General features: G+C 41.0%; 20 protein-coding genes. 16 read left to right on the forward strand and 4 right to left on the reverse strand.

The genetic code is table 11. The annotated features are described in order from the left end of the window. Window positions 1–198: 198 nt before the first annotated feature. Window positions 199–1,419 carry a sensor histidine kinase gene (locus AACU33_RS31355; protein WP_096594191.1) on the forward strand — a complete coding sequence of 407 codons (1,221 nt, stop codon included), beginning with the start codon at window positions 199–201 and terminating at the stop codon, window positions 1,417–1,419. 603 nt (window positions 1,420–2,022) lie between these two features. Beyond that, on the forward strand, window positions 2,023–3,345 hold the full coding sequence (locus AACU33_RS31360; protein ID WP_096594192.1) for a D-alanyl-D-alanine carboxypeptidase: 1,323 nt from the start codon (window positions 2,023–2,025) through the stop codon (window positions 3,343–3,345). Between the two features lie 273 nt (window positions 3,346–3,618). Here the strand turns inward: AACU33_RS31360 and lptC are convergent, their stop codons facing one another. The 3 genes from lptC to metG all read right to left on the reverse strand — a co-directional run bounded on the left by lptC (window position 3,619) and on the right by metG (window position 7,278). Continuing rightward, on the reverse strand, window positions 3,619–4,881 hold the full coding sequence (gene lptC / locus AACU33_RS31365) for an LPS export ABC transporter periplasmic protein LptC (protein ID WP_096594193.1): 1,263 nt from the start codon (window positions 4,879–4,881) through the stop codon (window positions 3,619–3,621). After that, window positions 4,881–5,510, reverse strand: a complete 630-nt coding sequence (locus AACU33_RS31370; RefSeq protein ID WP_096594194.1) for a LabA-like NYN domain-containing protein — start codon at window positions 5,508–5,510, stop codon at window positions 4,881–4,883. Before AACU33_RS31370 ends, lptC begins: the two co-directional genes overlap by 1 nt. 166 nt (window positions 5,511–5,676) lie before the next feature. Continuing rightward, window positions 5,677–7,278, reverse strand: coding sequence for a methionine--tRNA ligase (metG, locus tag AACU33_RS31375; protein ID WP_096594195.1), 1,602 nt, complete (start codon window positions 7,276–7,278; stop codon window positions 5,677–5,679). 373 nt (window positions 7,279–7,651) lie between these two features. On the opposite strand from metG, the gene AACU33_RS31380 reads away from it, so the two are divergent. The 13 genes from AACU33_RS31380 to AACU33_RS31440 all read left to right on the forward strand — a co-directional run bounded on the left by AACU33_RS31380 (window position 7,652) and on the right by AACU33_RS31440 (window position 19,976). Next, the gene (locus AACU33_RS31380; protein ID WP_096594196.1) at window positions 7,652–8,377 is read left to right on the forward strand and encodes a lysophospholipid acyltransferase family protein; all 726 of its coding nucleotides are present in this window, start codon (window positions 7,652–7,654) and stop codon (window positions 8,375–8,377) included. Window positions 8,378–8,729: 352 nt separating this feature from the next. Next, the gene (locus AACU33_RS31385) at window positions 8,730–9,560 is read left to right on the forward strand and encodes an alpha/beta fold hydrolase (RefSeq protein ID WP_096594197.1); all 831 of its coding nucleotides are present in this window, start codon (window positions 8,730–8,732) and stop codon (window positions 9,558–9,560) included. Window positions 9,561–9,763: 203 nt separating this feature from the next. Beyond that, window positions 9,764–10,882 carry an EcsC family protein gene (locus AACU33_RS31390; RefSeq protein ID WP_096594198.1) on the forward strand — a complete coding sequence of 373 codons (1,119 nt, stop codon included), beginning with the start codon at window positions 9,764–9,766 and terminating at the stop codon, window positions 10,880–10,882. A 66-nt stretch (window positions 10,883–10,948) separates the two neighbouring features. After that, window positions 10,949–11,170, forward strand: coding sequence for a hypothetical protein (locus AACU33_RS31395; protein WP_096594199.1), 222 nt, complete (start codon window positions 10,949–10,951; stop codon window positions 11,168–11,170). Further along, entirely contained in the window at window positions 11,167–11,451 is a 285-nt protein-coding gene (locus AACU33_RS31400; protein ID WP_096594200.1) for a type II toxin-antitoxin system RelE/ParE family toxin, read from the forward strand. The genes AACU33_RS31395 and AACU33_RS31400 overlap by 4 nt, the downstream gene beginning before the upstream one ends. A 566-nt stretch (window positions 11,452–12,017) precedes the next feature. Next, entirely contained in the window at window positions 12,018–13,502 is a 1,485-nt protein-coding gene (locus AACU33_RS31405; RefSeq protein ID WP_096594201.1) for a leucyl aminopeptidase, read from the forward strand. 253 nt (window positions 13,503–13,755) lie between these two features. Then, complete coding sequence (plsX, locus tag AACU33_RS31410) at window positions 13,756–14,781, forward strand: phosphate acyltransferase PlsX (protein ID WP_096594202.1); 1,026 nt, start codon at window positions 13,756–13,758, stop codon at window positions 14,779–14,781. Window positions 14,782–14,901: 120 nt separating this feature from the next. Then, window positions 14,902–15,894: a beta-ketoacyl-ACP synthase 3 gene (locus AACU33_RS31415; protein WP_096594203.1), complete on the forward strand. Its 993-nt coding sequence runs from the start codon at window positions 14,902–14,904 to the stop codon at window positions 15,892–15,894. Between the two features lie 138 nt (window positions 15,895–16,032). Next, window positions 16,033–16,914, forward strand: a complete 882-nt coding sequence (gene fabD / locus AACU33_RS31420; protein WP_096594204.1) for an ACP S-malonyltransferase — start codon at window positions 16,033–16,035, stop codon at window positions 16,912–16,914. A gap of 178 nt (window positions 16,915–17,092) precedes the next feature. Beyond that, window positions 17,093–17,731: a lysophospholipid acyltransferase family protein gene (locus AACU33_RS31425; protein ID WP_096594205.1), complete on the forward strand. Its 639-nt coding sequence runs from the start codon at window positions 17,093–17,095 to the stop codon at window positions 17,729–17,731. An 80-nt stretch (window positions 17,732–17,811) separates the two neighbouring features. Then, window positions 17,812–18,849, forward strand: coding sequence for an AI-2E family transporter (locus tag AACU33_RS31430; protein ID WP_096594206.1), 1,038 nt, complete (start codon window positions 17,812–17,814; stop codon window positions 18,847–18,849). Window positions 18,850–18,910: 61 nt separating this feature from the next. Further along, the gene (locus tag AACU33_RS31435; protein WP_096594207.1) at window positions 18,911–19,207 is read left to right on the forward strand and encodes a DUF2288 domain-containing protein; all 297 of its coding nucleotides are present in this window, start codon (window positions 18,911–18,913) and stop codon (window positions 19,205–19,207) included. A 139-nt stretch (window positions 19,208–19,346) separates the two neighbouring features. Beyond that, window positions 19,347–19,976, forward strand: coding sequence for an SMI1/KNR4 family protein (locus tag AACU33_RS31440; protein WP_096594208.1), 630 nt, complete (start codon window positions 19,347–19,349; stop codon window positions 19,974–19,976). 34 nt (window positions 19,977–20,010) lie between these two features. On the opposite strand, the gene AACU33_RS31445 is transcribed toward AACU33_RS31440, so the two are convergent. Then, on the reverse strand, window positions 20,011–21,426 hold the full coding sequence (locus tag AACU33_RS31445) for an isochorismate synthase (protein WP_096594209.1): 1,416 nt from the start codon (window positions 21,424–21,426) through the stop codon (window positions 20,011–20,013). A gap of 285 nt (window positions 21,427–21,711) precedes the next feature. On the opposite strand from AACU33_RS31445, the gene menA reads away from it, so the two are divergent. Continuing rightward, on the forward strand, window positions 21,712–22,608 hold the full coding sequence (gene menA / locus AACU33_RS31450) for a 2-carboxy-1,4-naphthoquinone phytyltransferase (protein WP_096594210.1): 897 nt from the start codon (window positions 21,712–21,714) through the stop codon (window positions 22,606–22,608). The last annotated feature ends 9 nt before the right edge of the window (window positions 22,609–22,617 follow it).

Consider the following 22,617-nt stretch of genomic DNA (forward strand, 5'->3'; position numbering starts at 1 on the left):
CCGTATGAATCAATAGAATAATAGTTATTTCCTCGCCTGCTCCCTTGTCTTCCCTGTCCTCCTTGTCCGCCCTGTCTCCCTCATCACTCGCTCTCTTCTCTCACTTCCATCTTTCGTCAGGTGCGAAGCTAAAGTAGAACACATTAAGCTACCTCTAGCCGAAGCAGCTTCGCACTTACTATTTTTGGTTGAGAAAAGATGGATTTTAGCCAAACTCTGATTGAAAAAAATGATGCTATTATCGATCGCTGGGTAGAAGCGGTTTACCAAGATCCACAAATTGAAGCTACTAACGAGCTGACTTTTAAAGCTGTTAGAGATAGTCTACCCCAGGTTTTAAAAGCATTAGCGACAGTACTTTCTGAATCAGCAACCAGTGATTTGCAAACTGTAGTTGATGCCAGTCTAGAACATGGTAGGATTCGTGCAGAGCAAGGATTTGAGCCAGCAGAGATTGCGCGAGAATATCGTTTACTACGATTTGTAATTTTTTCTCTTTTAGAAAACGATCCAATCCAGGCATCACCTGTAGAGATGCTGCGGGCTGTACGTTTGATTGATACAGTAATTGATGAAGCGATCGCCCGTTGCTTTAGCAGCTATACTTATGGACGGTTACAAGAGCTTAAACAACTCCAAAATCAATTGCGGTTGACTAACCAAGAGCTAACTCGTTTAATTCGCGCTAGTAAAGATAGTATGTCTCAGTTAGCGCATGAACTGAAAACGCCTTTAACTTCAATCATTGGTTACGCAGATTTATTTCTACGCCAGCATCGTCAACAAGAATCGGAACTCAAGGATTCACCAGCAAATCTCGAATCTATCGAACGAGTTCTGAGAAGTGGGAGGCTGATTCTGCGGTTAATTAACGATACTCTAGAAATTTCCCGTTACGATGCTGGCAAGATGAAATTACAGCCCACTTTATCTGATATCCGTGGGTTAATTAACTCAGTTTTGGAAATTGTTGAACCTTTAGCGCGTGCTAAAGAGTTAACTTTAAGTGTAGATTGCGAACGCGCTCCCGATCGAGCGATTATCGATCCGCTTCGAGTTCAGCAAATTATTACTAATCTACTCAGCAATGCGATTCGCTATACGGAATCTGGCAGCATTAATTTAAAGTGTTGGCAAATATCTCAACAGCTATGGGCTATCTCGGTTCAGGATAGTGGTATTGGCATTCCTTTAGATGCTCAAACAGAAATTTTTAAACCTTATGTTCGTGCAGTTAGCGATCGATCGCCTGGTGCTGATGGTACAGGATTGGGATTAGCAATTGTGTCTCGTTTAGTCGAGTTAATGCGAGGTGAAATCAAATTAGTTTCACAACCAGGACAAGGCTCGACATTTACAGTAATTTTGCCATTAGATGCGATCGCTTATGAAGATGATAAAGCAGATATCACAAGCTAAGGTTCAATAACAAACAAGCTCTTGACAATTAATTATGCATATCTATGAAATTTTATCTCTAAAAAGTCACAAGGAATTAAAAAATAGAAGATTATACCTTTTGTAAATAATCAATCATACCAAAATTTATCTAACTAATAATAATATTTAAATTTCTAGTTATAGTAATTTGAAAACTGAGAGCCTATAGGCATTTATGATAATTGGGATGCACCTAAGTAAAAATCCTATTATTGTGCCACTTCAGGCCATACCTATTTGAAAAATAGTTATTACAGATTGATATCCTAAAAATTTATTTATATATACTATAGACATTGAAACTTTGTCTACTTTGAAAGCTATACTTTTTGCTGAATCTGCTTATAGTCTCAAATCATATATACATTACCCTGTTGCTTTTGGAAAAACTCGATCTAGACAATCGCTTCTACAATTTGCTACTTTACTGACTGATTAAAAAGATACACATTATGTATGTTATCTAGCCTACTTCCACATGGGAAAAACACCAGTTATTATGGCTCCGTGCTGATCGGCATAAAAAAGCTTGTATATTAGCCACAGTAAACAACTTCATACAACCTAATAGAGGAATCAAGAATGCTGGAATTATTGAGTTCAGGTTTGGTGACGCTTTGGCTGGAAATGGCTGGGTTACAGATCAAGCCGTTAGATGCCTTAGACGCATTGGCTTGGCAAAGTAGCCCTGGCTTGGTTATTGCCCCTGATCCTAATCCAGCTAGCGCTAATACAGTCCAAGACTATCTCAAGGGGCTAATACAATCGAAACTGATCGCCCAAAATTTGACAGATAGCCAGGGAATTTGGATGCAGTCCGGGCCTATGCTGATGGCTAATCACCAAGGAACAACGCCTCTACCAGCTGCTTCTTTAACTAAAGTGGCTACTTCACTAGTTGCTTTCAAAACTTGGGGCCCAGATCATCAATTTGAGACTTTGATTAGCGCCACAGGGCCAATAGTGAATGGTGTATTGCAAGGCGATTTGGTGATTACTGGTGGTGGCGATCCGATGATGGTTTGGGAGGAAGCAATTACGCTTGGTAATACTCTCAACCGCATGGGGATCAAGCAAGTCAAAGGCAATTTGGTAATTACTGGCTCTTTTGCCATGAATTTCCAACGTAATCCGCTGATGGCAGGTCAGTTATTTAAGCAATCTTTGAATTCTGCTCTTTGGACTCGTTCGGAGAATTACATATACTCGATTATGCCTAAGGGCACGCCCAAGCCGAAAGTAGCGATCGCAGGTGCTGTGAAAGTTGAAGCGCAGGCAAATCCTCAAAGAGCCGTGCTAATTCGTCACTTGTCTTTGCCTTTGAAACAAATCATCAAAGAGATGAATGTTTATAGCAATAACGACATCGCAGAAATGTTGGCAGAATCAGTAGGGGGATATACTGTAGTCCAATCAACTGCTGCTAAGTTGGCAAGAGTTCCAGATGCAGAAATTCAGTTAATTAATGGTTCTGGACTGGGCCCAGAAAATCGCATTTCTCCTAGAGCTGTTTGTGCGATGTTTATGGCAATGCAACAGGAAGCAGGTGCTCACAGTCTGACTTTAGCCGATCTGTTTCCCATGTCTGGGTTCGATCACCGGGGGACACTGCACTCCAGACATATACCTGTTGGTACTGTGATGAAAACTGGCACTCTTAGGGATGTTAGTGCTTTAGCTGGTGTTATGCCAACACGCGATCGCGGTTTGGTCTGGTTTGCGATCATTAACCGCGGCCCAAATGTCTCAGGCTTCCGTGCTGGACAAGACCAACTGTTGCAACGTCTGGTACAAAAGTTGCAATTAGCTCCGGAGGTTCCTGCTGCTCTGACACCCCACTCTACAATCAATACATTACCTGAACTAGGTGCAGCCAATCGTAATCAAGTTATGTTCCAAAGTTAGTTGTTTGTCATTTGTCATTGGTAGGAAACTCATAAGCAATGCCGAATACCCAATACCCAATGACTGAAAAACAAAAGGATTGATTTGCCTAAATTTACTTATGGGGATGTTTAATTTTGAATTTTGCGAAAAGTTGTGTGCGGGGGTTCCCCCCGTTGAGCAACGCCAGTTGCTTTAAGCCGGGAAACCCGTCCAACGCACTGGCTCAACTTTTCAAAACGAATTTTGAATTCGGAGGGTTCGCGTAGCGTCTTTGCAGGATAAGCGACGTGACTATTGACCCTTGACTTTTTCCTGAGGAATAATCTCTGTAACTACCCTACCGCCAGTATTGCCACCTTTGACGACAATATTTTCTGTTTGCAGATTACCAACGGCTGTTTCCCCAGTAAAATTTAATGGTGGATCGACTTGCCGATACACTACATTACCCTGTGCTTCCACTAATTTATTGTCTAAATACCAAGTTAATGTTCGCGATTTGAGAGATTGGCGACGTTGACCAATAGCATTGACATTGCCTGTTAAATAAACTGTTTTTTGCGGTATCTTCATTTCACCTTGATTAGCAGTTACTGTCACATTTTCAGCCTTATGCAAGACACGCACCGGTGAATTTGTCGTGACAGTTTCTGCATTCATGTTCCAGGTCATAGAGTTACTAGTTATCTGCATAGGCGGATCTAATAATTCTAGCTGGGCATTTTTTGTGACAGTAGCAATCTTAGTTTTCAGATTAACTTCCGTAGTATTTCCTCGACCACGATCGGTAATTTGATTATTTTTATAGCGGTCAATTTGTACGGGGCGATCGCCAATTAATTTTTCTTCTTTAATATGCCAAATTAAATGCTCGGTTCGCATTTGTAATTGTGGATCTTGAGAATTTGCTACTACTCCTCCAGAAAAGTCTATGCGCTGTTCTCTGGTTTTAACTCGCGCTTCTTGCGCCACTGCTTGTAGTTGTTTATGAGTTCCGTTTAACTGGTTACGAACAATCAATAAATCTTCTTTGGGACGCCATTCTAATTCATTACCTCGCAATACAGTGCCATTACGAGGATCGGTAGCAACTATCTTACCTTTGAGAAATAGCTGCTTGCCATTCTCTTCAATATCTGCTCGTTCTGCCTTAACTTGGTAGACTACTTGTCCATCTTGATATAATTCACCATAAGGGTTTTCAGCCTGACCGATTTGTTTTTCTTTGGTATATTTTGCCTCTTTGGCATTAACTTTCCAAATCGGTCGCCCTACTTCATCAAACTGTTCAAAAGCCACACCATAAAAAGTCAGATTGCTATCTGTATTTTGTCCAGATTGACCTGAATTACTGGCGCGATCGTTAGGCGATTTACCGTTACAAGCAACTAATCCAACTAATAAAAAAAATGTTAGAGGTAGGCAAAACCAATTTATCTTAATTGGTGAAACGCTAATAAATTGCCATAAAAAGAATTGGGGGGAATATTTTTTATTTCCCCCCAGATTTCTTGAACCTCTTCTACCTTGATTCTTGTCTGCGTCCTGCTTCATTAATCTTGAATTTCTAGATGTCCATCAGTATCTCTGGGGTCGTCCAAAAAGCCCATACCGGATAAAGGACGGTAGGGATAGCTTTGGCGAGGGGTTTTTTGGATATCTTCTTTAATGGCTTCTAAATCAATATAGCGATCGCTTACATTAATTAAGCTATCGCTAGTCATTGAACGTAAACTCACTACTTCTACCCGCACACCGCGATAGCTAACTGAGTTGACTGCGTAAGCTAAATCCCCATCGCCACTCACTAAAACTGCTGTATCATAGGAATCTACTAAAGCCATCATATCTACTGCTATTTCTACATCCAGATTCGCTTTTTTTGAACCATCTGGTAGCTGGACTAAATCTTTAGCAATAACTCTGTAGCCATTGCGACGCATCCACAGCAAGAATCCTTGTTGTTTTTCGTTTGTCCGATCTACACCAGTGTAGAAAAAAGCGCGTAATAGTCTAGATCCGCCAGTTAATCGACACAATAACTTAGTGTAATCAATTTCGATTCCTAGTTGCAGTGCGGCATAAAATAGATTTGAGCCATCAATAAATATAGCTACACGACCCCGATTCTCTAAAACTTGTTCCGGCGTAAATATCGAATCATTTTCTAAATTGTTTAACATTGATGTCATACCTCAGTTTTTATCCTTGTAATATCTGATACAAATTTTTACTTTTTTCATGCATTAGAGCGTTTTATGAAAATCTACCGGGGCTAATCAATACAGCCCCGATCTTTGTTTTGACAGAATTAGAAATTAAGCAAAATCAAAAATTGAAAGTACTAGTCTAGTCGTTTTTTGGGGGTTCTATACGCTTAAAAATTGGTTGGGGTGTACCCAACTTTTGTTTATCGGATAGTATCCCCCAGGTTGCATGAATATCGAAAGGTGCAGCAATTGCGCTTTCTATAGGATCGTTAAAGTCAATTCCGAAGCCCAATTGCTGATAAATATCGCTACTGATATTCGGAATCACTGGGGATAGCAGATAAGCTGCTAGTCTAACTGATTCTAGAACTGCATACAGCACTTTTTCCAATGCTTCTTGCTGTCCTTGCTTATATAATGACCAAGGGGCTTGTTCATCAATAAACTTATTGCAAGCTTGCGCCAGCAACAGGATAGCCTCGCAGGCTCGATTAAAAGCCAGCATTTCGTAGGCATTTTTCACCTGTTCCCCTAAGGTTAACCCAATCGCTTTTAACGGATTGTCAGCCGGAATGGCTTCATTGGCAATTGCTGGCACATTCCCGGCGCAGTATTTTTTCACCATGTTCAGCGTGCGATTCAGCAAATTACCTAAATCATTTGCCAAATCTGCATTTAAAACATTAATGAATCTAACTTCATTAAAATCGCCATCTTTGCCAAATTCAATTTCCTTAAGGAAGTAATAACGAACGGCGTCACTACCATAGCGTTGGACTAGTTCTATGGGATCGAGGGTATTACCCAAACTTTTACCCATCTTTTGCCCATCTTTAGTTAAAAAGCCATGCCCAAATACTTGTTCTGGTAATGGTAAACCAGCACTCAGCAGCATTGCTGGCCAGTAAACTGCATGGAAGCGGAGGATATCCTTACCGATTAAGTGTAAGTTTATTGGCCACCATTTAGCTAAGGCATTTGTTAAAGTTGGTTGTGTATTTGGTTCTAACAATGCTGTTACATAACCCAGCAGTGCATCGAACCAGACATAAAGAGTATGCTTGGAATCTACTGGTACGGGAAAGCCCCAATCTAGATTGACCCGTGAAATCGAAAAGTCTTGCAATCCTTGATTAACAAAGTTGAGGACTTCGTTACGCCGACTAGCAGGCTGGATAAAATCCGGTCTAGACTGGTAAAGTTCTTGCAGTTGACTTTGGTATTTGGATAAGCGGAAGAAGTAGTTTTGTTCGTCTCGCCACTCTACTTCTTTATTAGTATGAATCGGGCAACGGTTTCCTTCTAGTAGTTCTCGTTCTTCTTTAAATTCTTCACAAGATACACAATACCAGCCTTTTTGTTGTCCCTGGTAGATGTCACCTGAATCCCACACTCTTTGAAAAAATTCTTTGACAATGGCTTCATGTCGCGGATCGGTAGTGCGAATAAAGCGATCGTATTTAATATTTAGTATGTGCCACAGAGAACGAAAACTGAGAGATATTTCATCACAAAATTCTTGGGGCGCTTTTCCTAAATTCTCCGCCGATCGCTGAATTTTCTGCCCGTGTTCATCTGTACCAGTAATCAGCAGCACTTGATGCCCTAAAAGCCTTTGAAACCGCGCTACCACATCAGCGGCCATCGTTGTATAAGCACTACCAACATGGGGGACATCATTGACATAATATAACGGAGTTGTCAGTGCAAATGTCTTTTCTTTTTTATTCACTAGATTCATGCACAATAAAAAACAACTTATTAAAACGTTTTATATGTTACTTTTTTGGACAAAACCACGCAATTATATAACATTACTAAGTTTTTTTCAAACAATACCTTAATATTAGCAAATCTGGAAAGACCAGATTATTTTATGCTTTACATAAAGGCAGCTAATTTCTCCCAATAGTTAAAAAATGGCTGCTAACAATAGTTAGTAAAGCGTTTGATTGGATTTATTGTCGTTGGCAATACACGAGCGAGACTCAGAAAATATAGTTGACTTTGAGAATTAGACATTTCTACCTTAAGACGGTCGTAGTAGGGGTGAAGAAATGTAATGTTAAGTCAAGATAAACTGCGATATTTTCCGAAAAATTATATTGATTGCTATGAGTCTAAATAGCCCTCTGGAGATTTCTCGTTGGTCATTGGCGGCGCTATCAACGCGAATGTTTCGTTATTACGAGGATCGGATTCCTCATGATGCTAGCGTATTAGTCGTTAGCAATCACCGCAGCTTTATGGATGCCTTTGTTTTAATGGCAGCGCTATCGAGTCCAATCCGCTTTGCTTGCCATCACTACATGGGACAAGTACCCATTATGCGGGAATTAGTTACAGGTCAATTGGGGTGCTTTCCTTTAGAAGATACTCATAAACGTCAGCAGAGCTTTTTTGCCCAATCTCAACGGCTGTTGCAGTCCCAACAGATGGTAGGGGTGTTTCCTGAAGGAACTGAACCAATGGTAAAATTTACCCAGCCTGATGAGGTGGGTGAATTTCAACGCGGATTTGCTCATTTGGCATTGCGATCGCCTGTGAGAGACTTAGCGGTTTTGCCGATCGCGATCGCCTCTTTGGAGGAAGTAAATACCGCAGGCGTGCCTTTACGCTTATTAAGCTTATTTGACCCTTCAGAAGCATTATTTAATCAACCAGGTTGGCATCCCTTGGTGATTTATCAGCGAGTCGCGGTTTTAATTGGCCGTCCCTATTGGATTACGCCCCAACAACAAAAACAATATCAAGGAAAACAAGCGAAAACTGTTGTTTCTGAACTGACAGATCGCTGTCATTATGAAATTGCCAGTTTGTTACGTCAAGGATGTTATTAGAATATCTCATACTTGGGATGGAGCCACTATCCATCCTTAAAATAGTGGAGGCTACAATTATACATTGCTTAAGCTATTTATGGGGCAGAGTCTAAGGAGGGTAGCGATCGCAGGCTTGTAAAACATATTGTCAGGAATTCTAAATTTGCTCGTTCTATGTATTAGCGATGGAATTTTAGATTACTTAATTGAAAAATTTATATCTAACATCAATTCTTTCACCCAAACGATAATTTTCAGAGAATTTTGACTTACTGCTAGACATTAACCTTTGTAAGATAGCAAATCTGAAATTATTTAGCTTTCATAGGGTAAATTTTATAAAATTAACAAAATAAATGAAAATTTGACAATGGTAGAAGTTGATTTAAAGCCTTGTTTCCTGACTCCGAAACGCATACAACCAGAGTACCCCCTGTTTGTGTACTTGCCAGGAATGGATGGAACGGGCGAACTATTGCGATCGCAAACCGCAGGATTGGAACGAGGTTTCGATGTGCGCTGTTTGGCGATTCCCAGACAAGACTTGACTACCTGGGAGGTACTCACGAAGAATGTAGTGGATTTAATTCACGCCGAATTAGAAAAAAGTTCCCAGCGACCAGTTTATCTGTGTGGTGAGTCCTTTGGTGGCTGTTTAGCCATGAAAGTGGCGATCCAGGTTCCTCAGTTATTTAAACGGATTATCCTGATTAACCCAGCTTCTAGCTTTAAATTACGTCCTTGGTTAAATTGGGCGTCTCAGTTGACTTACTTGGTGCATCCTTGTCTTTATGAAGTTGGCGCACTGGGATTATTACCGTTTTTAGCATCTTTACAACGGATGACTAGAAGCGATCGCCAAGAACTGCTAAAAAGTATGCGTTCCGTACCGCCAGAAACAGTCCTCTGGCGATTATCTTTATTAAGAGAGTTTGATGTTGACGAGGAAAAGTTACGTCGCCTCACACAACCAATTTTACTGATCGCTGGTCTTCAGGATCGACTTTTGCCTTCTGTAGAGGAGGTAAGACGTTTAATGAAGATTTTCAAGAACACTCAGACTGTCATCCTACCCGATAGCGGACACGCCTGCTTACTAGAGAGTAATACTAATCTCTATGAAATTATGCGGGATAATGATTTTTTAGAAACTAACACTGCACTGAGTCAGGTAATTAAAGTGGGAGATACTGTCAGGTGAAAACCCACAAAATGCATCAATTGAATGTGGCGAGGTATTTTAAATAGATATTCTTTACCGACTACCAGAAATTGAATGTTAAGGCAATAAAAACAAAGGATAGTTGATTTTATCTAACGGCTTATCCTTTCAGAGAGATGTCAAGTTAAGTACATATTTGCTAAAAGCAATATAGAAATGCTTTACACGGAAGGTGCCCAGCAATGGCAGATAAACTGCATAATGCAATAGATAAAAAAGCGAATAATTCTTCCATTAATAATACAAAAAAAGATAAAGAATCATTTTTAGGTTCTGTTGTTGAAACATTAAGCTGGGTAGCGGGAACAGCATTGAATGTGGGAGGAACTGCTGTTAAACAAACACACAAGCTAATTGAACAATCGACTCAAAACACAGGGAAGATAGTCGATAGCCTCAGTCAAAATTGGCTGATTCGCAGATTATCTGGGGTGTTAAATCTGAATTGGTTAATTGGGGCTAGTGAAAATGTTGATTTGCAAAAAGCGCAAGAGACAGTCAACAAACTCAAACAACAATATCCTCAAGAATCACCCAGCCAAATTTCTCACAGAATTATGGTGGAAAAAGCTAAACAAGCAGGTGGGATTGGTTTAGCTACTAGTATTTTGCCAGGAATAGCGGCGGCTTTATTAGCAATTGATTTAGCAGCTACGACAAAATTACAGTCAGAAATGCTTTATCAAATAGCAGCTGCTTACGGACTAGATTTAAAAGACTCGGCGCGTAAGGGCGAAGTTTTGGCGATTTTTGGTCTAGCTTTGGGCGGTAGTCGTCTGTTGAAAGCTGCGGGATTAGGCTTGCTAAGAAATGTTCCTTTTGCTGGTGCGGCGATCGCAGTTAGTTCTAATGCGACAATGATTTATTCATTGGGGTATGCTGCTTGTCGATTTTACGAAGCCAAGTTGGACGAGTCAAAGTCTCTGACTTCTAAAGAGACATTGGCGACATTAAAACAACAAAGTGAAAAATACTTAGAAACCGCGATCGCTCAAGAAGCGATTATGGATCAAATTTTAGTACATATGATCCTCGCCAGCCATCCAGACAAGACTTGGGAAGAAATTCGCCCAGAGTTACAAGCTATCAACCTGAGTGAGAATTCATTAAAAGCAATTTCCCAAAATATCAAATCACCCCAGCCTTTAAATAGCTTGCTAGATCGACTCAACCGTGATTTTGCTATACCGTTGTTGGCTCAATGTAAAAAAATTGCCCAACTTAACGGTGAAACTTCAGAATTAGAGCAAAATATCATCGACGCGATCGCAACTAAGTTTAATCTTGGGAATAGAGAATAGATATCATCAACAAACAAGAAGCGCTATATTAAAATTGCATAAGCGCAAAAAATATCAACTCTGTCGATGAGCAAACCTGTATCTTTTCAGACAGTAATTGAATATGTAGAAGCTCTTTCGACTGAAGAGCAAGATTTACTACTCGAACTAATTTCTAAAAGAAGGATTGCACAACGGCGTCAAGAGATTGCCGCAAATGCTGCACAGACGCTGAAAGCAATAAAAACAGATACAGCCAAGCATGGTACTCTTGAGGATCTGCGGGCTGATTTGTTAAATGAAGAATGAGAGTCCTTTTTTGGGATAGTAGTTTTAAACGAGCTTTTAGACGAGTTATTCGTAAAAATCCTCGTTTAGAAGAAACAATTTTTGAAGTTTTGGAATTACTTGTAGCCGATCCATTTGCACCCACTTTAAAAGCACACAAGTTAAAAGGTGATTTAGAGGGTTTGTGGGCTTGTTGGGTAGAGTATGATTGCCGTATTATCTACACCTTTCAGGCAAATCCGGATGAGGATGAGGATGCGATCTTGCTCATCGATATTGGCACTCATGATGAGGTGTATTAAGACATAGAGGCAAGTTAATTACTCTTTTTAGTGCGTGAAATACTGTAATGAGAAAGTAACAAGACATTTTGAGTAAGTAATATACCTTTTCACTTGCGGAAAACACTAAAATTAGTAAGTGTTGAGGTATTTTACTTGCGGAAAACACCAAAACTAGTAAGCCTTGAGGTATTTTAAGTAAGCCTTAAGGCATTTTACTTGCGGAAAACACCAAAACTAGTCAACCTTGAGGCATTTGAAGTAAACGTTGAGGCGTTTTACTTGCGGAAAACACCAAAACTAGTAAGCCTTAAGGTATTTTGAGTAAGCCTTAAGGAATTTTGAGTAAGTCTTAAGGCATTTTGCCTACTCAAATCGCCTTGATAGGTTCTTTTGATGAAGCAATGAAAAAGAGCGATCTCTTTGGGATTCTTGAAATAACTCATCCTACTGGGTTAGTAATTTTAAGTATAAAATATTACGTTATTAAGTTGCGTTGAGAAACATAGACGCAAAGCAAATCCTCGAAGCACGAACAGAGAATTTTAAGCAATACTGGTACAAGAACTTTTACACAAAATACAAAAATGGTAATTCGAGCGAGTGATACGCCTCTGTTGGAATGGGCAGGAGATACTTTAGCGATTGGATTATTTGAAGATGCAGTAGAGTTAACTGGTGAACTAGCGACTTTGGATAGCAAGTTTGCCGGGATTTTAAAAGAACTGATTGCTGAAGAAGAATTTAAAGGGAAAGCAAATAGCACTGTATTTACTCGGATAGCTGCTAGTAGTAGCCCCATCAAGAAAGTGATTTTGGTAGGTTTAGGCAAAGTTGACGCGCTAAAAGTTGATTCTTTGCGACGCGCCGCCGCAGCCGTAGGAAGGGTAGCCAAAAAGCAAAAAAGTAAAGTTTTAGGTTTTAGTTTTCCATTATGGAACAACGATCCGGCAGTGACTGCCCAAGCGATCGCGGAAGGCGTGCAACTGGCGCTATATCAAGATATTCGCTTTAAATCAGACCCAGAAGAAAAAGCCTCACAAGTAGAAACCATAGATTTAATCGGGTTTAGCGGGCAAGAAGCAGCGATTACCCGTGCCAATCAAATAGTTTCTGGGGTGATTTTAGCCAGAGAATTGGTAGCAGCCCCAGCAAACGCGGTGACACCAATTACTATGGCAGAAACAGCCCAAGCGATCGCCACCGAATACGGCTTACAAATCAAAATCTTAGAAAAAGAAGAGTGTGAAAAGTTAGGCATGGGTGCTTTTTTAGGAGTCGCCCAAGCTTCCGATTTACCTCCTAAATTTATTCACCTAACTTACAAGCCAGAAGGCACACCCACACGCAAATTAGCAATTATTGGTAAAGGCTTAACCTTTGACTCCGGCGGCCTCAATATTAAAGGCGCTGGTAGCGGCATTGAAACTATGAAAATTGATATGGGTGGTGCAGCCGCTACTTTAGGTGCAGCCAAAGCAATTGCCCAACTAAAGCCGAGTGCCGAGGTTCACTTTATCTCCGCAGTCACCGAAAACATGATTAGCGGTCATGCAATGCACCCTGGCGACATCCTCAAAGCATCAAATGGCAAAACCATTGAAGTCAATAACACCGATGCAGAAGGGCGTTTAACTCTAGCCGATGCCTTGGTATATACCGAAAAATTAGGAGTAGATGCGATCGTCGATCTAGCTACCCTCACAGGTGCTAACGTTATCGCTTTGGGTGATGATATTGCAGGTTTGTTTACTCCCGATGATGCTGTAGCTTCCCAGCTAGAAAAAGCAGCCGCGAACACAGGCGAAAAGATTTGGCGGATGCCAATGGAAGAAAAATATTTTGAAGGGCTAAAGTCTGGCATCGCGGATATGAAAAATACAGGCCCTCGTCCCGGAGGTGCGATTACCGCCGCCCTTTTCCTCAAACAATTCGTCAAAGACACTCCTTGGGCACACTTAGATATAGCTGGCCCAGTCTGGTCAGATAAAGAAAATGGCTACAACGGGCCTGGGGCAACCGGTTTCGGTGTCAGAACCCTGGTTGACTGGGTATTAAATCCAGTTGAGTAGGTAATTGGGCATAGGGCATGGGGCAAACAGGGAGCATGGGAGGATGGGGAAGAACTAAGTATGGTTCTTCTCTCCCCACACTCCCCACACTCCCCACACTCCTCTCCTTATCCCCAGTCCTCACCAATTCATGTTATGTTGGGCTTGCCACATCCTCTTGCGTATTGGCAAGAGTAACTTGGCAGTCTAAATGTTCCGATTTTTCGGCAAAGGCATCTGGTAAAATTTGTAAGGTTTCTAAAAGCTTTAAGCAATGGGATCGACTGGCGTAAGGATCGCAATTGACGCAATGGGAGGGGATCATGCACCCGGTGAAATCGTAGCTGGCGCAATCCGAGCACGAGAAGAATTGGGTGTAAAAGTTCTGTTGGTGGGCGATCCCCAACAAATCGAAGCTGCCCTGCCGCCAAAAACAAGCCTGGCGGGGGTAGAGATCGTTCCTGCTGAGGAAGCGATCGCAATGGATGAGGAGCCTTTAAACGCGGTGAGACGCAAACGTAAGGCTTCTATAAATGTGGCGATGGATCTGGTAAAGCAGCAGCAAGCAGATGCTGTGTTTTCAGCCGGACACTCTGGGGCTGCGATGGCCTCCGCTTTGCTCCGCTTAGGACGATTGCCGGGAATTGACCGCCCAGCAATAGGGACTGTTTTTCCCACAATTAAAGCTGGTAAGCCAGTACTAATACTAGATGTTGGTGCCAATGTAGACTGCCGCCCGAAATTTTTAGAGCAGTTTGCTGTGATGGGGTCAGCCTACAGTCAGTACGTGCTAGGTACAGCCGAACCAAAAGTAGGTTTGTTGAACATCGGCGAAGAAGACACCAAAGGTAACGAAGTGGCTCTGCGCGCCCATCAACTACTACGCGAAAATTCTCAAATTTCTTTTATTGGGAATGCTGAAGGGCGTGATGTGCTTTCTGGTAACTTTGATGTGATTGTCTGCGATGGCTTTGTCGGCAATGTGTTGCTGAAATTTGCTGAAGCCGTAGGAGAAGTGATTTTGCAAATTCTGCGGGAAGAATTACCCCAAGGATTGCACGGTCAAATCGGCACAGCAATTTTAAAACCCAACCTCAAAAGAATTAAGCAGCGCATGGATCACGCAGAACATGGCGGTGCTTTGCTTTTAGGCGTGGACGGAGTTTGTTTTATTGGTCACGGTAGCTCACAAGCACCTTCAATTTTTAATGCGATTCGCATGGCCAAAGAAGCTGTAGACAACCAGGTACTACAAAGACTTCGTTCCCAGTATGAAGCCCTACAGCGCGATAGTGGTTAGCAATCAGCCAAAAGACGGCAATCGGTAGCATAAAAATAGCGATCGGTCAATAGTTAGTAGCTAATGGCTAACGATCGCTAATGACTAAACGCTGATAGGTGATAGTTCGGGAGACAAGGAGTGCATAACTTAGGCATAGCAATTACTGGAAGTGGCTCGGCAGTACCAGAAACTTCCCTAGACAATGAAGCGCTGAGTAAACTGGTGGAAACATCCGATGAGTGGATTGCAACCAGAACCGGAATTCGCCAAAGACGCTTGGCCCATCCAAGCGAGTCTTTGAGTTTACTCGCAGCTAAGGCTAGTCGTCAAGCAATCGCATCTGCGGGAATTACAGCCGAAGATATCGATCTAATTCTGTTAGCAACTTCTACCCCTGACGATTTATTTGGCAGTGCTTGTCAAATTCAGGCGGAATTAGGCGCGACCAAAGCCGTAGCTTTTGACTTGACTGCCGCTTGTTCTGGCTTTGTATTTGGACTTGTAACTGCTGCCCAATATATCAGAACAGGTGCATATCAAAATGTACTTTTGATTGGGGCAGACATCCTTTCTCGGTGTGTAGATTGGCAAGACCGCCGCACCTGTGTATTGTTTGGAGATGGCGCAGGCGCAGTAGTATTACAAGCCAACCAGAGCGATCGCTTGCTAGGATTTACACTCAAAAGTGATGGCAGCCAAAACCACTACCTTAACCTTGCCTATCAAGCCTCTTCCCAAGAACTAATTCCCGGTGTCAATATCGGCCAAGGAAAATATCAACCGATTACGATGAATGGCAAAGAAGTCTACCGCTTTGCCGTACAAAAAGTGCCAGAAGTCATCGACAAAGCATTATTTCAGGCTAACCTCACTATTGAGCAAATAGATTGGCTACTCTTGCACCAAGCCAACCAGCGAATTCTGGATGCTGTAGCCCAACGCCTGAATATTCCCAACGAAAAAGTTATTAGCAATCTCGCCAATTATGGCAACACCTCCGCCGCCTCTATTCCCATTGCTTTAGATGAAGCAGTGCGGCAAGGCAAAATCAAACCCAATGACATTATTGCTGCATCCGGCTTTGGTGCTGGACTGACATGGGGTGCAGCAATTTTTCAATGGGGAAGATAAATACTTAGTCAAGAGTCCAAAGTCCAAAGTCAACAGTCCAAAGTAGTCAAATGGCTAATAACCCTTGGCTCTTGACCATTGACTCTTGACTCTTGACCCTTGACTTTTGACTGTTGATTCTTGACTCTTTCTTGACCAATGACAAAAACTGCATGGGTGTTTCCCGGACAAGGTTCCCAAGCAACGGGAATGGGAATCGATTTATTAGATATACCATCGGCTAAGGATAGATTTGCCGAAGCTGAGAGTATCTTAGGCTGGTCTGTCACAGATCTTTGCCAACGCGATGCCGAACAGCTATCACGCACCCTCTACACCCAGCCAAGTCTTTATGTAGTAGAATCCATTCTTGCCGACCTAATTCGCGAACGGGGACATCAGCCAGATTTAGTTGCTGGTCACAGTTTGGGAGAATATATTGCTCTTTACGTTGCTGGCGTATTTGATTGGACTGTGGGCTTACATCTAGTGAAGCGTCGTGCCGAACTGATGGATAGTGTTTCTGGTGGGATGATGGCGGCGCTAATGAACTTTGACCGCGAACAGTTAGATAAAGTTATCGCCGAAACACATGATGCCGTATTGGCTAATGATAACAGCCCTGCCCAAGTTGTTATTTCTGGTACTCCAGATGCTGTACAGGCGGTAATGTCGCAAGTTAAAGCCAAGCGTGCTATCCCCTTAAAAGTTTCGGGCGCATTTCACTCTCCCTTAATAGCAGCTGCGGCTACAGAATTTCAAGAAATTTTGGAATCTGTGCAATTTCAGCCAGCTAATGTCCCCGTAGTTTCTAATGTGGAACCAGAACCAACAACCGATCCAGAAATTTTAAAGCAGCGCCTGATCAAGCAAATGACTGGTTCAGTAAGATGGCGAGAAATTTCTTTGCTGCTTCCAACCATTGGTATTGAGAAAGTCGTAGAAATTGGCCCGGGTAACGTGCTAACTGGTTTAATTAAACGCACCAGTCCCGATCTAAGCTTAGAGAATATCCGTAATGCCGCTGAGTTACCTGCTTAGTGGGGGATGCGTGAGTGTGGGGAGTGTGGGGAGACAAGGTGAGACCAGCGCTGCGGGAGGGTTTCCCTCCGCAGGCGACTGGCGTTAGCGCAGCGTTAGCGACGAAGGAGCGTCACCCGAAGGGGAGAAATAACTAATAAGTCTTGACTCTTGGCCAATGACAAATGACAAATGACAAATGACCAGAAACCGTGAACCATTAATTAGTCTGGCACTGTATCACGCTTTTAAGTGGTCGGTGGTCAGCCCTATGCTCCATGCTTACTTTCGAGTTCGGATTTATGGTGCCGAAAATGTGCCTCAATCCGGGCCTTTAGTGGTAATAAGTAATCATGCTAGTTACTTCGATCCGCCAATTGTCTCTAACTGTGTACTTCGCCCAGTGGCGTATATGGCGAAGGAAGAGTTATTTCATGTCCCGGTTTTGGCGCAAGCAATTAAATTGTACGGTGCTTACCCGGTGAGTCGAGGCGCAGCCGATCGCACTGCCATCCGTTCTGCTTTAGAGTGTATTGAGAATGGTTGGGCTGTGGGTGTGTTTTTGCAAGGTACTCGCACACCAGATGGCCGCATTACAGACCCGAAAAGGGGTGCAGCTTTGTTAGCTGCTAAGGCAAAAGCACCCATATTACCAGTAAGTTTATGGGGTACTGAAGGAATTTTACAAAAAGGCTCGACTATGCCGCGTGCAGTTCCGATAACTGTCAGAATTGGTCAGGTAATTGATGCTCCTACTTCCACAAATAAAGAAGAATTGCAAGCACTGACACAAAAATGTGCAGATGTAATTAACCAAATGCACGATTTAGGACGATAACTCAGAAAATCTGCTGAAGGGAGGTAGCGATCGCTCTTAGGTTTCTGTAGGTTTGATGTCATGCCTTCTCTTAATTCCTTATGAGCGCCTTTGAAACCAAAAATTTTTGGCAAAAACTGAATAATCTAGCATTAGTCCGTTTTTTGTTGTTAGTAGCTTCTGGCTGGGCAATTATACTACTTTTAGACTACTTTCAAGGGGTGATTGTTATTTTTACATTCGCCGCGATTTTAGCTTTTTTACTCAGCTATCCTGTAAGATGGCTGCGGCATTTTTTACCTCATGGTTTAGCAGTTCTGGTAGTTTTCTTACTCAGCATTGTAGTGCTTGGAGGAATAGCAATCACCTTGGGTTTAGCAGTTTTATCTCAAGGGCAACAACTCGTCGATAGTATAACTAATTTTCTTAATTCTTTAGCACCTTTAATTGAGCGATTAGAAAATTTTTTACGTAGCCGCAATTTGCAGATAGATTTAGACTTTATTCAAGAGCAATTACGAAATCAAGCAATCAATAGTCTGGTAAATAGCCTCGCTATTCTCCAACAATTTCTGACAAATTTTGTAACTTTTATATTAATTGCTGTTGTTGCCTTTTTTATGCTTTTGGATGGAGAAAAAATTTGGCAGCTAATTCTTAAAATAGTACCAAGGCAGCGACGAGCTAGATTTACTCATGTTATAAAACGTACTTTTTTAGGATTTTTTCGCGGTCAGTTATTACTAACTTTATTTTTAACAAGTGCGACATTGCTCGTATTTTTGTTGTTAAATGTCCCTTTTGCCTTGCTTTTATCAGTGCTAGTTGGTTTACTTGATGTTATTCCTGGCATAGGCGCAACATTAGGAGTTAGTACGGTAACTTTAATTGTCTTATCTCAAAATGTTTGGCTAGCTTTAAAAGTATTTGTAGCTTGCATTATACTTCAGCAAATCCAAGATAATTTAATTGCACCGCGCATTATGCAAGGTGCGTTAAATTTAAATCCTATAGTAGTATTTTTTGCTTTACTAGTAGGTGCAAGAGTAGCAGGTTTGCTAGGAATTTTTATTTCTATTCCCATAGCTGGAGTAATTGTATCTTTGTTTGAAATTGAGGAAATGCAATCAGAAGTTTAATCATTTGTCTTTGGCGAAAAAATGTACAATTAAACTGAGGCTGATAAAAAATTGAGGAAATATGCCGGATTTAAGAGCAGAATTAGCAGAAAATTTAGATGAAGCAGAATGGGAATGGCTAATTCCTCATGTCAAAAGAGATGCAGTGATTGTAGTAACGCAGGGACTAGATTTGTTAGATGTGGGATTAGCGATCGCTAGCGATAATATTCCCCAAGTGCAACTATGGATTGACGAGCAATTGATTACCAAACCTTCTACGGAACAGTTGGGAGAATGGAACGCTAATCCTCAAAAGCGATTTCAAACACTCATTGTCCAGCCCTATGTTTTAGTGCAAGAAATGGTAAATACATAATCTGTGTTCAAACAGAAAAATATAAACTAAAAAATTCAATTGTAGGGTGTGTTATGCCGCAGGCTAACGCACCTTGAATTATTGATAGTGCTACAATAACCATCATTTTTATAACATCTTCTAAAATTGAAACATTTTTATGGCTAGTGAAGATCTAAAAAAATGGAAATTCCTCCTTGCCAAACTAGAAGTGATTCTACAATGTACTCGTAGCCTATCAACTTTGAATGCAATACAGCTTTTGGATTTTGAATCTAGATCCTGCTTGGTTCTTCCAGAAGGATATAAAGAATTTTGTCAGGTTATTGGTTCTGGAAGATTTGGTCAAAATATGTTTTTCATTGAAGTTCCAGACATAGAGAATTCAGAAGAACAATTACTCTCAAACGAGATTATTATTGATGCCTGCAAGGATAGTTATCAATGGTCAACTGAGATTCAAGAATTACTTAAACACGCTTATTTGTTTGGTGGAGGTGACTTTTATGTTTCCTTCATTTTTGACTTAAGGACTTACAGCCAACAGGATAAAAGCTATGATATTTACGGTGTATCGTGTCAAACTGGGTTCAGTTGCTATCTTGGCCGAGACTTTTTTGAGTTTGTCTGTGAGATATGTGTTGGCGAACGTGCTAAGAAAGATTTTCCAGAATTGCTGGTAGGAGTGCCAAAAAATTTTGATCGAGATAATCCTGTCTACCGAAGTAAAACTTTTGTACCATTTCCTATTTTTCAGAAAGATATCGCTCTTCTAGAAGATGATGGATGATTTATTGATGTACTTATCTGTGGTTGAATTTTCACTACACTAAAGCTTTCAGTAAAGCCTGAAGTTTCAATTGTACTTCTGCAAATTCTTTTTCTGGATCGGAACCTGCAACGATACCAGCACCTGCATACAGTCTAGCGCGATCGCCATCTATTAACGCTGAACGGATTCCGACAATAAATTCGCAGTTACCGTTAGAGTCTACCCAACCTAAAGGTGCAGCATATAAACCTCTCTCAAAGTTTTCGTAACGACGAATTTCTGCACAAGCAATATCTCTGGCTGCACCTGCTACAGCTGGTGTAGGATGCAACTGGGCGACAATCTTTAAAGGATGTACGTTAGCTGGAACTAAAGCGCTAATTGGTGTCCATAAATGCTGAATATTAGATAATTGCCGCAGACGCGGTGGTAATACCTGGGGTAACAAACCGATTTGAGAAAGGCGTTGAGTAATAAAATCAATTACTAGGGAATGTTCGTGCTTTTCTTTTTCACTATTGATTAAACTATTGGCATGGGCAGCATCTTCAGCAGGTGTTTTTCCTCTGGGTGCAGAACCAGCTAAAGCATCTGTAATTAACTGTTGATTATCAATACTAATTAAGCGTTCTGGACTAGCTCCAATGAAGTTTTGTCCTTTGCCATTACTTGTAGAAAATATATAGCAATTAGGATGTATTTGTCGGAGATTATTTAAAGATTTAAATAAGTTAAAATTATTGCTGGCTCTAACATCTAATGCATCTGCTAAAACAATTTTAGTTAAATGATTAGAATGGATTTTATTTAAAGCAGATGATACAGAACGTTTAAATTGGGCAGCGTTGGTAACGGATTTTTTGCAGAAATCTGTCGGAAAGTTGTCAATTTTGGGAGAATAATATTTTAAAGAATTGATTGTTTCAATTTTGTTAAATAGTATTTGAATGAGACTAGAAATATTGGCGTTTGCATTAATAATTGAATTCATTACTAAGATGCAGCGCTGATTTTTTACAGCTATTTGCCAACGTGGTAGAAAAATAGTGGCTGAAGGGAATGGATAATCTGCTTGATAATTTTGATGGAAAAAGCTGAAGTAGCAGAAAAAGTGAGGGCCAGAAAAAGGTTGGTTATTGTTACCAAAGTTAATTATATTTTTTAGAGAATTTTTGATAAAATATTCTGCTTTACTAAATCTATCAATACCATCAATATGTAATTCGGTTACAGAATCAATGGCAGCGATCGCCTCTCCTTTGCCCTTATTTTCAAAATAAAAATTTATCTCATTAACTTGGGCAAGTTTGTCTAATACAACTAAAGGGTCAACTAAGTCAATTTCTAAAGAAACATTCACAATTTGCCTGCTATGATTTTTCAGGCAATTTTCCTGAACTGCTACCAGAAATTGGTAAAGGGCTTTGCGATCTACAAAGACGTTGTTACGACATGGTGAAACTGTCATGGATCTAGTAATAGTAAATTTTTTTTAAGTTATCTTCCTAAAGTGCAATTAAACATGGTCGTATTTCTACAGGTAACATATTAAGTCGCCATTTCACCAGAGTATGGTTTTTCTTGTTTGTGGTCTTACAACAGACAGTCCATGCTCAGTTTTATGCTGCAATTTGAGTATTACGTTTTCAGCAAAAGTAAAAGTTTTTTGCACATCACTAACATTAGGTGTGTCTCAAAACCATAAAATCTAATAATGTGAGTAAGGTTCTGGCAATTTAGTTGATCGAGACTGATGACTACAAAGCAGATTTTATATCCCAAATCCAAATTATGGATGGCAGCGATTAAACCGCCGATGTATAGCGTTGCCATTATGCCTATTTGGGTAGGAACAGCAGTAGCATTTGCAGAAACTAAAAATTTTAATGGAGCAATATTTTCTACTTTTATTGCTGCGGCAGTTTTAATTCTGGCGTGGGAAAATATCAGTAATGATGTCTTTGATTCGGAAACAGGGATAGATAAAAATAAACATCATTCATTGGTAAATTTAACTGGCAAAAAGTTAGTAGTATTTTGGTTAGGAAATCTCTGCTTAGGTCTGGGGTTGCTAGGAATACTTGCGATCGCACTTTGGCAACAAGACCTAACTGTAATCGGGATAATTCTGCTTTGCTGTGCTTTGGGCTATATGTACCAAGGGCCTCCCTTTCGTTTAGGATACCAGGGTTTAGGCGAAATTCTTTGTTTTTTTGCCTTTGGGCCGTTGGCAGTGGGTGCAGCATACTACAGTCAAACCCAAGCTTGGTCAATGACGAGTTTACTAGCTTCAGTTATCGTCGGCATTGTCACCAGTTTAATTTTGTTTTGCTCCCACTTTCACCAGGTTGATGATGACATAGCCGCCGGAAAGCGATCGCCTATTGTGCGTTTGGGAACTAAAAGAGGGGCGCAACTGCTGAATTGGTTTACCGTCAGTATCTATCCCCTAACTTTGATACTTGTGTTATCGGGTGTTTTTCCCTTATGGACTTTGTTGAGTTGGGTAAGTTTACCCTTCGCTGTGAAGTTATGTCGCCACGTTCAGCAGAATCATCATCTACCAGACAGGGTGAGTAATTCTAAATTTATCGCTGTAGCTGTGCATTTTTGGAGTTGTTTGCTGTTGGGTGCGGGATTTTTGTTTTAGTTTTTTCTC

This window comes from Calothrix sp. NIES-2098, assembly GCF_963875125.1.
In the GTDB taxonomy this organism is placed as follows: Bacteria; Cyanobacteriota; Cyanobacteriia; order Cyanobacteriales; family Nostocaceae; genus Aulosira.

Coding starts and splice junctions, on each gene's coding strand:
- plsX (WP_096594202.1), top strand. CDS start 13,756: ATGGGATCGACTGGCGTAAGGATCGCAATTGACGCAATGGGAGGGGAT.
- metG (WP_096594195.1), bottom strand. CDS start 7,278: ATGAATCTAGTGAATAAAAAAGAAAAGACATTTGCACTGACAACTCCG.
- AACU33_RS31430 (WP_096594206.1), top strand. CDS start 17,812: ATGAGCGCCTTTGAAACCAAAAATTTTTGGCAAAAACTGAATAATCTA.
- AACU33_RS31425 (WP_096594205.1), top strand. CDS start 17,093: ATGACCAGAAACCGTGAACCATTAATTAGTCTGGCACTGTATCACGCT.
- AACU33_RS31355 (WP_096594191.1), top strand. CDS start 199: ATGGATTTTAGCCAAACTCTGATTGAAAAAAATGATGCTATTATCGAT.
- AACU33_RS31380 (WP_096594196.1), top strand. CDS start 7,652: ATGAGTCTAAATAGCCCTCTGGAGATTTCTCGTTGGTCATTGGCGGCG.
- menA (WP_096594210.1), top strand. CDS start 21,712: ATGACTACAAAGCAGATTTTATATCCCAAATCCAAATTATGGATGGCA.
- fabD (WP_096594204.1), top strand. CDS start 16,033: ATGACAAAAACTGCATGGGTGTTTCCCGGACAAGGTTCCCAAGCAACG.
- AACU33_RS31360 (WP_096594192.1), top strand. CDS start 2,023: ATGCTGGAATTATTGAGTTCAGGTTTGGTGACGCTTTGGCTGGAAATG.
- lptC (WP_096594193.1), bottom strand. CDS start 4,881: ATGAAGCAGGACGCAGACAAGAATCAAGGTAGAAGAGGTTCAAGAAAT.
- AACU33_RS31440 (WP_096594208.1), top strand. CDS start 19,347: ATGGCTAGTGAAGATCTAAAAAAATGGAAATTCCTCCTTGCCAAACTA.
- AACU33_RS31405 (WP_096594201.1), top strand. CDS start 12,018: ATGGTAATTCGAGCGAGTGATACGCCTCTGTTGGAATGGGCAGGAGAT.
- AACU33_RS31390 (WP_096594198.1), top strand. CDS start 9,764: ATGGCAGATAAACTGCATAATGCAATAGATAAAAAAGCGAATAATTCT.
- AACU33_RS31385 (WP_096594197.1), top strand. CDS start 8,730: ATGGTAGAAGTTGATTTAAAGCCTTGTTTCCTGACTCCGAAACGCATA.
- AACU33_RS31370 (WP_096594194.1), bottom strand. CDS start 5,510: ATGTTAAACAATTTAGAAAATGATTCGATATTTACGCCGGAACAAGTT.
- AACU33_RS31395 (WP_096594199.1), top strand. CDS start 10,949: ATGAGCAAACCTGTATCTTTTCAGACAGTAATTGAATATGTAGAAGCT.
- AACU33_RS31435 (WP_096594207.1), top strand. CDS start 18,911: ATGCCGGATTTAAGAGCAGAATTAGCAGAAAATTTAGATGAAGCAGAA.
- AACU33_RS31445 (WP_096594209.1), bottom strand. CDS start 21,426: ATGACAGTTTCACCATGTCGTAACAACGTCTTTGTAGATCGCAAAGCC.
- AACU33_RS31400 (WP_096594200.1), top strand. CDS start 11,167: ATGAGAGTCCTTTTTTGGGATAGTAGTTTTAAACGAGCTTTTAGACGA.